8 protein-coding genes and 1 pseudogene are annotated in these 12,306 nt (G+C 55.2%); 8 read left to right on the plus strand and 1 reads right to left on the minus strand.

What is annotated here, in order from left to right; genetic code table 11:
• The 4 genes and pseudogenes from ACNYC6_RS25490 to ACNYC6_RS25505 all read left to right on the plus strand — a co-directional run bounded on the left by ACNYC6_RS25490 (window position 1) and on the right by ACNYC6_RS25505 (window position 5,998).
• Window positions 1-996, plus strand: a complete 996-nt coding sequence (locus ACNYC6_RS25490; RefSeq protein WP_419709697.1) for an NAD(P)H-dependent flavin oxidoreductase — start codon at window positions 1-3, stop codon at window positions 994-996.
• Window positions 996-1,772, plus strand: a complete 777-nt coding sequence (locus tag ACNYC6_RS25495; protein WP_419709698.1) for an enoyl-CoA hydratase-related protein — start codon at window positions 996-998, stop codon at window positions 1,770-1,772. Before ACNYC6_RS25490 ends, ACNYC6_RS25495 begins: the two co-directional genes overlap by 1 nt.
• Window positions 1,773-1,817: 45 nt before the next feature.
• Window positions 1,818-3,353: an acyl-CoA synthetase gene (locus ACNYC6_RS25500; protein ID WP_419709699.1), complete on the plus strand. Its 1,536-nt coding sequence runs from the start codon at window positions 1,818-1,820 to the stop codon at window positions 3,351-3,353.
• Window positions 3,354-3,865: 512 nt separating this feature from the next.
• Window positions 3,866-5,998 (plus strand): annotated as a pseudogene (locus ACNYC6_RS25505) (TonB-dependent siderophore receptor).
• A gap of 201 nt (window positions 5,999-6,199) precedes the next feature.
• Here the strand turns inward: ACNYC6_RS25505 and ACNYC6_RS25510 are convergent.
• Window positions 6,200-6,664 (minus strand): Lrp/AsnC family transcriptional regulator, encoded by a 465-nt coding sequence (locus tag ACNYC6_RS25510; RefSeq protein WP_419709700.1) that lies wholly within the window; start codon window positions 6,662-6,664, stop codon window positions 6,200-6,202.
• 166 nt (window positions 6,665-6,830) lie between these two features.
• On the opposite strand from ACNYC6_RS25510, the gene ACNYC6_RS25515 reads away from it, so the two are divergent.
• The 4 genes from ACNYC6_RS25515 (at window position 6,831) to ACNYC6_RS25530 (ending at window position 12,285) form a co-directional block, all read left to right on the plus strand.
• Window positions 6,831-8,081, plus strand: a complete 1,251-nt coding sequence (locus tag ACNYC6_RS25515) for a Zn-dependent hydrolase (protein WP_419709701.1) — start codon at window positions 6,831-6,833, stop codon at window positions 8,079-8,081.
• A gap of 77 nt (window positions 8,082-8,158) precedes the next feature.
• Window positions 8,159-9,382: a diaminopropionate ammonia-lyase gene (locus ACNYC6_RS25520; RefSeq protein ID WP_419709702.1), complete on the plus strand. Its 1,224-nt coding sequence runs from the start codon at window positions 8,159-8,161 to the stop codon at window positions 9,380-9,382.
• 77 nt (window positions 9,383-9,459) lie between these two features.
• The gene (locus ACNYC6_RS25525) at window positions 9,460-11,097 is read left to right on the plus strand and encodes an APC family permease (RefSeq protein ID WP_419709703.1); all 1,638 of its coding nucleotides are present in this window, start codon (window positions 9,460-9,462) and stop codon (window positions 11,095-11,097) included.
• Between the two features lie 15 nt (window positions 11,098-11,112).
• The gene (locus ACNYC6_RS25530) at window positions 11,113-12,285 is read left to right on the plus strand and encodes a M20 aminoacylase family protein (protein WP_419709704.1); all 1,173 of its coding nucleotides are present in this window, start codon (window positions 11,113-11,115) and stop codon (window positions 12,283-12,285) included.
• Window positions 12,286-12,306 lie beyond the last annotated feature (21 nt).

The raw sequence follows: 12,306 nt of genomic DNA on the forward strand, positions 1-12,306 counted from the left end.
ATGACCTTTCGCAATCGTGTAACCGAGATGCTGGGGATACGCCATCCCATCGTACAAGGCGGCATGATGTGGGTGGGGCGCGCAGAGTTGGCCAGCGCCGTGTCGAACGCCGGTGGTTTGGGAACGATCACCGCACTGACACAGCCGACACCCGATGATCTGCGACGGGAGATCGAGCGGTGTCGCACCATGACCGACAAACCGTTCGCGGTGAATTTGACGATCCTGCCTTCTGTCAATCCGCCGCCTTATGCCGAGTACCGCCAGGCAATCATCGAGTCGGGTGTGCGCATCGTGGAAACTGCGGGTAACAAGCCGCAAGAGCACGTCGAGGCTTTCAAGGCACATGGGCTTACGGTCATTCATAAATGCACAGCCGTTCGCCATGCGGTATCAGCGCAGCGCATGGGTGTAGACATCATCTCCATCGACGGCTTCGAGTGTGCGGGACATCCCGGGGAGGACGACATTCCGGGCTTGGTCCTGATTCCAGCGACAGCGGACCAGGTCACTATACCCATTATTGCCAGTGGCGGGATCGGTGATGGGCGAGGCCTGGCAGCGGCGATGGCCCTGGGGGCGGAAGGCGTGAACATGGGCACGCGCTTTTGTGCAACCCGCGAGGCACCTATCCATGATGCCATCAAGGCCTTCCTCGTGGAAAACGATGAGCGAGCGACCAACCTCATTTTCCGGCGGTTCCACAACACGGGACGTGTTGCCCGCAACAGTGTGTCCAACACCGTAGTGAGCCTTTCGCAGGAGCCCGCTGCAACATTCGAGGATATCCGAGGATATGTCTCAGGCGCTCGTGGCCGAGAGGCGCTCGAAACGGGAAACCTTGATGCCGGATTGATCTGGGCTGGGCAAATTCAGGGACTAATTCGCGATGTGCCCAGTTGCCAAGAACTGCTGGACCGGATGGTGAGTGACGCCGAGGAAATCATTCGCAAGCGTCTGACCGGAATGCTCACTCAAATGCAGGGGATCGCGTGATGAATTACCAGTTTATCGATGTAAAACTTGAGGGCCGACTCACCATCATCACACTTCAGCGCCCCGAGTCTCACAATGCGCTGAACTTCGGGGCCCATGAAGAGCTTCAGCATGCATTTGATAACTTTGCGAGCGACAGTGAGCAGTGGGTGGCAATCATTACCGGCAGTGGCGCGAAGGCTTTCTGTGCCGGCCATGATCTAAAGCAACAAGCTTCCGATGCCAATCTGGGCACACCGGCCAACGGATTCGGTGGCCTAACATCGCGTTTCGACATGAACAAGCCGGTGATCGCGGCTGTAAACGGTGTCGCTATGGGCGGCGGCTTCGAACTGGCGTTGGCATGCGACATCATCATTGCCTCACACAACGCTGTTTTTGCACTACCTGAGGCAAAGGTTGGCCTGGCTGCGTTAGCGGGTGGCATGCAACGTTTGCCTAGTCTGATCGGCTTAAAGCGAAGTATGGGAATGCTGCTGACGGGCCGTCAGGTGAATGCCAGTGAAGGGTTGCAGCTTGGCTTTGTGAATGAGGTCGTAGAGGGTGACGTCATGGAGGCCGCACGCCGGTGGGCTTCCGACATTTTGGCGTGCAGTCCGTTGTCTGTTCGTGCAACCAAAGCGGCGGTGATGCGCAGTCTCGATGTGTCGGTATCCCAAGCTTTGACTGAGCAGTGGGGTTATCCGCAAGTGCAGGAGATGCTCAATTCCCAGGACGCTATTGAAGGGCCAAAGGCATTCTCCGAAAAACGCCTGCCCATGTGGGTGGGACACTGATTGATAGTGTCGTGCTAGTCAACAATGACAAGAAGAGGATAAGCCATGCACCCGTTCATTCACGCCAGTAGTTATCCTGATAAACCTGCCTGTATTCTGGCGTCGAGTAATGAAGTTCTGACCTATGGCGAGCTTGAGGCTCGCGCCAATCAAGCTGCACATTTACTCCGTAGCCTCGGTCTCAAACGTGGGGACACCGTAGCGGTGGTTCTCGGTAATGACTTCGAAATTTTCATAGCTGCCTGGGCTACGCAGCGCATCGGCCTATACATCACGGCAGTCTCGACCAAGACCTCAGTGGGCGATCTTGCCTACGTATTGGAGAACTCCGAAGCCAAGGTGCTTATCGCCGGCAAGGCATACTCTGACGTCGCTGTTCAGGCGGCCAGTCAGATTGCGTCGAGTTCCATGCGCATCTTTGGCCATGCCCCCGGCCAAGTGCCATTCATACAAGCTTGCGAAGGTTTCCCCACAGAATTGATCAGTGACCCTACTGCGGGCTCGGACATGCTTTATTCATCGGGTATGACCGGCCGCCCCAAGGGCGTAAAGCCCCAGTTGCCAGAGGGGCCGATCGAGGCTGCAATTCCGCTCATGCTACTAGGTGAAGCCTTGTATGGTATGGGGAGTGCTAGCCGCTATCTATCAACATCCCCGCTCTACCACGCAGCACCGCTTCGGTGGGCGATGGTCATTCACCGTTTCGGCGGAACAGTGGTTGTCATGGATCGGTTCGATGCCGAACAATCGCTAGAGTTAATCGAACGGCATCGCATCACTCACGCGACCTTCGTGCCGACACACTTTGTTCGTATGCTCAAACTCGACCCAGAAATACGATGCAAATATGACTTCAGTTCATTACAAGCTGTGATTCATGCTGCTGCTCCATGTCCGGTCCCCGTGAAACACGCCATGATCGACTGGTGGGGGCCGATCATTCACGAGTACTACTCAGGTACCGAGACTTGCGGCATCACTGCTTTGAATTCGGCTCAATGGTTGAACAAGCCAGGTTCGGTTGGGCGGGCAGTATTAGGTGTAGTGAAGATCGTTGGTACCGACGGTGAGGAGGTGCCTGCGGGTATTCAAGGGGATGTCTATTTTGCCGATGGGCCACGTTTTGAGTATCACAATGATCCGGAGAAAACCCGTCAAGCCTACAATCAAAAAGGGTGGGCAACCCTTAATGATATTGGCTGGGTCGATGAGGAGGGCTATCTCTTTCTGACGGATCGCAAGAGCTTCATGATTATTTCTGGCGGGGTGAACATCTATCCTCAGGAGATAGAGAATCACTTGATCACCCACCCGGATGTTGAGGACGCCGCGGTCATCGGTGCACCGGATGATGAAATGGGTGAGCGAGTCGTTGCTGTCTTGCAGCTCAAGGCTGGCGTCATTGGCGGCGACGAGTTCAGAGAGCAATTGAGGAAGTTCGTGCGTGATGCTTTGGGTGGCGTCAAATGCCCACAGCAGTTTGATTTTCGTAGCGAACTGCCGCGTGAGCCGACTGGGAAATTGATGAAGCGGCTTCTGAAGGCTGAATATGAAGCTGCGCATCACACTCTCAAAGGTTAGCGCCGGTCTGTGTGGCGAATGATGTTCGTTTAGGTGTCGAGGCGTGTCCCGGAGACTTGAAGGCGTGGAAACTCGTCTCAAGTCTCCATCCCCTTTTATCGCACGCGGTCGCGATTGTGGGCTCACCAGCCCTATGACAAATAACAGCCAGGCCGCTGCTTGAGATCTCTGGATGAGGATCTTGCTTGAACCTCGGTCTTTAAAAGCCCCATTGCAGATTGTCGCGATATACCCGCAATGTCTGAAGTGATTCCCCCTCGTGTCTAAAGTTTCCTCCCAACATTTCAAACCCTTGTGCGCAGAGCATGATTGCCACGGTTAGTAATCGGAAATATCTGCAATGGGCCCCGATTAGCTAACCCCAACCTGGGCTCAGTCCCAGCAGATGTCAATGCGATCATCATGAGTGCAGTGCTGCACACAAGTATATTGCTAATGCGAATTTCTATCAGATACTATCGCCGCGCATTTTTATCCCCTTTGTTCTTCCTTTGTTTTTGGAATCGAAATCGATGCGTCGCACGATCGTCTCGCTGTGCCTGCTCCACGCTGCGCCCTCACTTGTATGGGCTTCAGAACCGCCTCTCGCGGGAAGCATCCAGCTGGAAGCAATGAATATCAACGCTGACGCAGTTGACTACGAGCGCGCTGATGGCCCTGTTCAGGGGTATAAGGCTGAGCATTCTGCCAGCGCGACACGCACCGATACCGCTCTGCACGAAACACCGCAATAAGTCACTGTCGTGCCGAAGGATGTATTGGAAGACACCAGCGCCACCCGCTTACAAGACGCTCTCGATTACGCCGGTGGTGTCGGTCGAGCCAACAACTTCGGCGGGCAGAGCCTGACTACCTTTACCGTACGCGGCTTCACCACGGGGGAATTCTCTCGCAATGGATTCCCCATCAACCGCGGCTATCCGAATGCACCAGACGCCAACACCATTGAGCACCTCGAAGTGCTCCGTGGTCCGGCCTCTACCCTGTATGGCCGTGGAGATCCGGGAGGCACCTTCAACATTGTCAGCAAGCGGCCGCTGCCTGAGTCGATGGTGACCCTAGGCAGCCAGTTCGATGATCAAGGGATGCGCCGTGCCACTTTGGACGCTACAGGTCCACTGAATCAGGACGGCAGTCTGGCTTATCGTCTGAACGTACTTGGCGAGGGTGGGGACAGCTTTAGAGATGATGTAGAAAGCGAGCGCTATGATGTGGCGCCGGTCATCAGTTGGCAGGTCAACGACAGCACGAAGATCGTCTTCGAAGGCGACTTCATGCGCAACAACCATCCTCTGGATCGTGGCCTGACCCGCTACCCCACGCAGAAAGGGAGCGCTTCGCGCGACACGTACATTTGGGAGAAAGGCAGCGACAACCTGCTGCACAACGACAACAACATGGCCGAGCTACGTTTCGAGCACATGCTCAACGACGACTGGACTCTGGGTGGTGGGTTCCAGTTCCTCGACGGCTCGCTCAAGGGTAATGCCGTGGAAGCCAACGGCGCACCCGCCGACGGTCGTACTCTGCAACGCAACTTCAACTACCGCAAGCTGGAGTGGACCGACCGCGATTGGCAGCTCAACCTCACCGGCCACTTCGATACTGGAGCTTTCAGCCACACTCTGATAACCGGTGTCGAGTACGAGAATTACGACTACAACTCGATCATCCAGCGTTCATCCGCGGCGTTTGGCACTTACCCGATCGACATCTACGATCCGGTACTGGGTCAGCCACGTCCTGCATTGACCCGTACCACGACCTGGGACAAAGAAAACCTGCAGACCTGGGCATTCTTTATTCAAGATCAAGTTGCCCTGACGGACCGGCTCAAGGCACTTGCCGGTGTACGCTTCGAACGCTTCGAGCATGACTATGACAACAAGCTCAATAACGCTGGCGACTTCACCAAAGGCGAGAACGGCGTAACTCCACGCTTTGGCTTGATCTACGATCTGACCGACACAGTGGCGATCTACGCCAACACGGCGCGCTCGTTCAAGCCCAACACTGTCACTCCGGCCAGCGGTGGTGGTTTCGATCCTGAAAAAGGAAAATCATACGAATTGGGCGTTAAGTGGGAAGCCCTTGATCGACAGTTAAGTGTCGATGCCGCGATCTACCAGATCGACAAGGAAAACGTTTTGACTCGCGATCCAAACGACCCTACCGGCACCTTCAGCGTTGCTGCTGGCCAAGTACGAAGTCGCGGACTGGACCTCAACATCGCTGGCAACCTCACGCCAGAATGGCGGGTAATCGGCGGTTACGCCTATGTGGATGCCGAAGTCACCAAGGATAACAGTTTGCCCACGGGTACCCGGTTGGCCAACATCCCACGCAACAGCTTCAGTCTGCTGAACACTTATGAGTTTCAGGACGGATTCGCAAAAGGGCTGGGCTTGGGCATGGGGGTCAAATACGTTGATGATCGTGCTGGCCAGACTGCTGCAACTACCTACGATATGGACCAGTACACAGTTGTCGACATGCTGAGCTTCTACCAGGTAAACGAACACGTGCGTTTGAACCTGGACGTGAAAAACATCTTCAACGAAGGTTACGACGAAGGTGCCTTCAACACTTATGTCTACCCAGGAGCGCCGCGTACGGTGCAGGCAGGAGTGGCTTATACGTTCTGAAGCATGCATGCCGAACCCCTCGCGGGAAGAGCACCACGCCTATCATGCGCAGTATCTGTGCTCTATGTCGCTTCGGTGCCATTTTCCGCAAAGCGATGTTCAAGGTTCGCTCAATACTCAGTGGGCGGACCTATTCGCTTGATGGGCAATGCCTTTGACACGGAGAACTTCGGCTTCGAGCAAAGGGATGGCTAGCCATCGTCAATCGGCGGTAGGCACAAGCATCCCCGTCTTTACGTTGCTCATCGAAACCAAGGTTTTAAAACGCTTAACGTTATTGCTTTCAAAGAACAACTCCCGGGTGAGCTGGGTATATTGGTCCATATTCTTCACAAGCATGATCAACACGAAGTCGCATTCTCCGGCGACATAGAAGCACTGTTGGACCTGGGGGCAGGCGAGAAACGTTTTCTTCATGTCGTCCAGTAAGTCCAGCCTCTCGTTCTCCACCTCCACCTCCGTGATGACGGTAAGCGCGTAGCCCAACATTTCCGCACTCACCTGAGCAACGGTGCCTCGAATGACTCCATCACCGGCCATCTTCTTCAGCCGTCTGTTTACCGCGGCGGAGGACAGGTTGACCATCGCTCCAAGATCCAGTTGTGAGGTACCTGCGTTGCGTTGTACCGCATCGAGTAACGCCATATCGAAGTGATCAAGTGCCATTGAGCGCTGTCCGTAATCAAGAGGCGTGAAATGCCAGAAAAACGTAATAGAAATTCATATAAGCATTGAAAATCAAGATTCTCGTACGCTCGAAGCGAATAAAATTCTCCCATCCACAAAAATGAGTCGTGAGAGCCAAGGTTCCGCTTCACTGGAGGAGAGTCAAATGTTCGCGAATAAAAAGTTGCAGCTGAACGGCTCACTGTTAATTCAGCAAATTCACGAGCTTGGCCAAATTGGTGCGGACGCCGAACATGGCGGAAGAACCAGGATCGCGCTGACGGATGCGGAAAAGAGTGGCCGCGACCTTGTGGCTGGCTGGATGCGTGACCTTGATCTCGACATTCAGGTCGATCGTATTGGCAACATTTTCGGCACGTTGCGTTCGCGTAACGACGATGGTGATCAACGTCCGATCATGATGGGTTCGCATATCGACACTGTGACAAACGCAGGTGCACTTGATGGCTGCTATGGAGTATTGGCCGGGCTAGCGGTGATTCGCGCCTACCGTGATGCGGGCGTACTGCCTGAACGCTCAATTACCGTTGGAGCGTTCACAAATGAAGAAGGTGTTCGATATCAACCCGATATGATGGGCTCGCTTGTGTATGCAGGCGGTCTATCAGTGGAAGCGGCTCTGGGCACGATCGGTACTGACGGTACGCGACTTGGAGACGAATTGAAGCGTATAGGCTATGCCGGCTCGCTTGAACCAGGAGCCATAGTTCCGCATGAGTACATTGAGCTTCACATTGAGCAGGGACCTATCCTTGAAGCCGAAAGTACGCTGATTGGTGTTGTCGAGAACCTGCAAGGGATTTCCTGGCAGCAGGTTGAAGTGAAGGGTAATGCCAACCATGCGGGTACCACCCCGACGCGTCTGCGGCATGACGCGGGCTTTGTCGCCAGCTCGATCGTTGCAGAACTTCGGGCCATTGCTGTGGAGGCAGGCACTACGCTCGCGACGGTGGGTTGCATGAAGTTCGAACCCAATGTGATTAACGTCATCCCTCGCAGAGCGACCTTTACGGTTGACCTGCGTGATCCCGATGAGGAGATGCTGGTCAGTGCAGAAAACCGGCTGAGTACGTACCTCGCGGAGCTGGCTGAACAGGAAGGTGTGTCCATAACCACTGAACGCCTTGTGCGTTTCGAGCCTGTGATTTTTAACTCAGAGCTTGCTGATGAAATTGAAGCTTCTGCTAAACGCTTTGGCTTCAGCAGTCGCCGGATGACATCGGGCGCGGGTCACGATGCGCAGATGATCGCTCGCATGGCGCCGGCTGCGATGATCTTCGTTCCCAGCCGCGGTGGTATCAGCCACAACCCTCGTGAGCATACCGACGATGAACAGTTGATCCAGGGTGCACAGGTGCTGCTCGATGTCGTGAGTCGTCGCCTCACCGCTTCCTAATTCCCCCTATTTAATCCAGTCCGCTGAGGTTTGCTTCAGCGGTATGGGTTTCCTATTACCTGTAGAAAGGAGCGCATATGTTTATCGCCAACCCCAAAGCCAGTCGCCTGCCGTATCCAGAATCTCTGAAGTCGGTCATGAGCATTGCCCAAGCCAACGAGAGCCGTCAGTGGTTGTCCCACTGGTATCGACTGAATGTTGGAGCAACACCGCTTTATTCTCTACCTGATCTAGCTGAGGAACTCGGCGTCTCTGAAGTCCTGATCAAGGATGAGTCCGTGCGTTCGGTGCTGGGGAGTTTCAAAGCGCTGGGAGCCCCAATAGCATTGGTTCGTCTGATCCTTCGGACCTTCCCAGAACAGCGTTTCGACCCCAGTGGGTTATTAGAAGGTAAGTACTCCGATGCATTGGCCGACTTCACCGTGATCAGTGCCACCGATGGGAACCACGGAAAAGGGCTGGCAGCTGCCGCTCAAAGCATTGGTTGCCGTTGCGTCATCGTGCTGCATGCAAATGTCAGTATCGAGCGTGAGGATGCCATCGCGGCCTATGGTGCGAAGATCGTCCGTATCAAAGGCAACTATGACGAGTCGGTCGAAGAGGCAGCATCGCTGGCCGCAACCAACGATTGGGTTGTCGTCTCCGATACCTCCTACGAAGGATATGAAGTGATCCCGCGCGATGTCATGCAGGGTTACGGAACCATTGCGGCTGAGATCATTGAAGCTACGGCAGGTCATGCGCAGAAACCCGCATTCACCCATGTCTTCCTTCAGGGTGGTGTCGGCGGTCTGGCAGCTGGAATTGTGAGCTACTTGTGGGAGCAGTATGGCGAAGCTCGTCCGACTGTCGTCATGGTTGAGCCCGTGCAGGCTGACTGCTTGTATCAGAGCGCGCTTCAAGGCAAACCGGCCAAGGCTACGGGTTCGGTGGACTCGGTGATGGCCGGTCTGGCCTGTGGCGAAACCTCTCCTTTGGCCTGGCGCTTCCTTGAGTCCAGTGTCGATTTCTTCATGACCATCCAAGACGACGAAGCTGTAGCGGCACTGCGCCGCCTCGCTGCTGGCAGCGCTCGGGATATCCCGCTGGTTGCGGGTGAATCCAGTGTCGCGGGTCTGGCCGGTCTCATCCGGTTGGTCAAAGGAGAAAGTGCGGCGGCGGACATGGGTATCAACTCCAACTCCCGAGTCCTGTTCATCAGCACAGAGGGTGCAACTGCCCCCGGCGTCTACGCCGATCTGCTGGGCGAGACCGATGCATCCGTCCTTGGACGCCAGAAGGCCTGGGCGTCCGGAGTCTGATCATATTTGTACATTCACCCAAGGGCTGAGCTTTCAGCCCCTGGCGGCTCCACACAAAAAAAATAATCGGAGATTCCATGAACAAAATAAAACGTGACATCAGCCCTTGGTCGCTGATGTTGACCGGTCTCGGCTCCATCATCGGCTCAGGCTGGCTCTTTGGGGCCTGGCATGCGTCGGCCATTGCTGGGCCGGCTGCGATCCTGGCATGGATCATTGGTGCAGTGGTCGTGCTTGCGATCGCCCTGACGTACGCAGAAATGGGTGCCATGTTCCCGGAGTCCGGTGGCATGGTGCGATACGCACGGTATTCCCATGGTTCGCTGGTCGGCTTCCTGGCTGCGTGGGCAAACTGGATTTCCATCGTTGCCGTCATTCCCATCGAGGCAATTGCCTCGATCCAGTACATGGCCTCCTGGTCATTTCCCTGGGCACGTGCATTGGTCCACCAAGGCGAACTGACCACCAATGGGCTGGTCGGCAGTGCAGCATTAGTGATGGTGTACTTCGGCCTCAATTATTGGGGAGTGAAGCTCTTCGTGAAGACCAACACGGCTATCACGGTATTCAAACTAGTGGTGCCTGCATTGACCGCTGTGGCGCTGATGGCGACGAGTTTCAATACCGCGAACTTTGGTGACGGATCAATATCGAGCTTTGCTCCCTATGGCTGGTCAGCCGTCTTTACGGCCGTGGCAGCTAGCGGCATCGTTTTCAGTTACAACGGTTTCCAGAGCCCTGTGAGCCTAGCGGGTGAAGCCCGCAATCCTGGGCGTAGCATCCCGTTTGCTTTGATCGGTTCGGTGGTGATCGCGTTGATCATCTACGTGGCGCTGCAGATTGCCTTCATCGGGGCGGTAAGCCCCGAGAGCATTGCATCGGGCTGGCACAACCTGAACTTTGATTCGCCATTGGCGCAACTTGCACTGGCACTGAACCTCAACTGGCTGGCAATGCTGCTCTATCTGGACGCGTTCGTGAGTCCATCGGGTACAGGATCGATCTATACCGCGACTACTGCTCGAATGATCTACGCGATGGAGAAGAACAACACGCTCCCCAAAATTTTCGGCAACCTCCATCCACTCTATGGTGTCCCGCGTCAAGCGATGTGGCTGAACTTGGCGGTGAGCTTCATCTTCCTGTTCTTCTTCCGGGGATGGGGCACGCTGGCTGCCGTGATCTCAGTCGCTGTGATCATTTCGTTCCTGACCGGCCCCATTAGCTTGATGTCATTGCGAGTCCATGCACCTGAGGTCAAACGTCCCCTGCGATTGAAAGGCATGGGCATCATTGCTCCATTCGCCTTCATCTGTGCGTCTTTGGTGCTGTACTGGGCTCGTTGGCCATTGACGGGTCAGGTCATCCTCCTAGTGATCGGTGCTCTGCCCATCTATTTCTACTACCAAGCCAAAAGCGGCTGGTTGGGGTTTGCTCGTGAGCTTCGAGCCGCGATCTGGTTGATCGGCTATCTGCCAGCGATGGCGTTGGTGTCCTACATCGGTAGTGAAGCATTTGGAGGGATTGGCATCCTGCCTGAGGGTGTGGATATGGCAGTTGTAGCGGCTGTTGCGTTGGCTTTCTACCGGCTGGGGGTCAGCAGTGGCTATCGCACCCCTTATTTAAGCGAAAGCGTCATCTGGCAGAACAACGAGCCTGCGGATGCAGCAGTTCCTGCTCAGCCGTCTGATCAAAGCCCTTCGTTGGCCAAGTAATAGGAGAGTTCAAGCATGAGAAATGGCCAAGATTTTGAGCAGCGCCTCAAGCAGTGGCGACATACATTTCATCGCCACCCTGAAACCGGATTCGAAGAGTTCACCACCTCGGACGAGGTCGCAAGAATCCTCACGGATTTAGGGTTGGAGGTGCACAGGGGAATAGGCGGAACAGGCGTGGTTGCAAGCCTGACAGTCGGAGAGGGTTCTGGGGTAATCGGGCTTCGCGCCGACATGGATGCCCTGAACATCACTGAACAGGCGCAAGGGCGCGACTATGCTTCCTGCAACCATGGAAAAATGCATGCCTGTGGCCATGACGGTCACATGGCCATGGTTCTGGGGGCGGCAGAACTTCTTTACCGTGAGCGAGACTTCAACGGTACCGTCAGGTTCGTCTTCCAGCCGGCGGAGGAGCACGGTCGCGGTGCGAAGGCAATGATGGCGGATGGTTTGTTCGATCGCTTTCCGGTTGACGCAATCTACGGCGCTCACAACATGCCGGGCATGCCAGCAGGTCACATTGCGACGCGCACCGGCGGGATCATGGCTAGCGAGGATAATTTCGTCATCCAGATCCAGGGACGAGGCACGCATGCTGCTCGACCTCACATGGGTATCGACCCAATGGTGATCGGTGCCGAGATAGTATTGTCTTTGCAGACCATCGTTTCGCGGAACGTCGATCCTAGTTTGTCTGCTGTGATTTCCTGCACCGAATTCATCACCGACGGCATCCGTAATGCGATTCCCACGCATGTCACGATAAAGGGAGACACCAGGAGCTACAGCCCTGACGTCCAGAGTCTGCTCGAGAAGCGCATGCGAGAAATCAGTGAAGGCATCTGTCATATGCATGGCGCTACGTGCGAGTTCGAGTACACCCACGAGTTCGCGCCTACCGTGAACTGGGCGAAGAACACGGAAATTGCTATTGCAGCTGCACGCAATGTTGTGGGCGAAAAAGCGGTCAACCCTGAGGTGTCTCCAATGATGATCTCGGAGGATTTCGGCGCGTTCATTCAGAAAGTGCCAGGGAACTTCGTGTTCATTGGCAATGGTGCGCAAGGATTGGACGGAGCGACACCACTGCATAATGCTGGCTACGACTTCAACGATGAGATATTGGCTACCGGTGCGAAGTATTTTGCCGAGGTGGTGAGAGTCAGCCTCCCAGCAGTAAGATAAAACTATCGGTACACCACCAGC

The organism is Pseudomonas sp. NFX224 (assembly GCF_048565165.1).
Taxonomy (GTDB): Bacteria; Pseudomonadota; Gammaproteobacteria; order Pseudomonadales; family Pseudomonadaceae; genus Aquipseudomonas.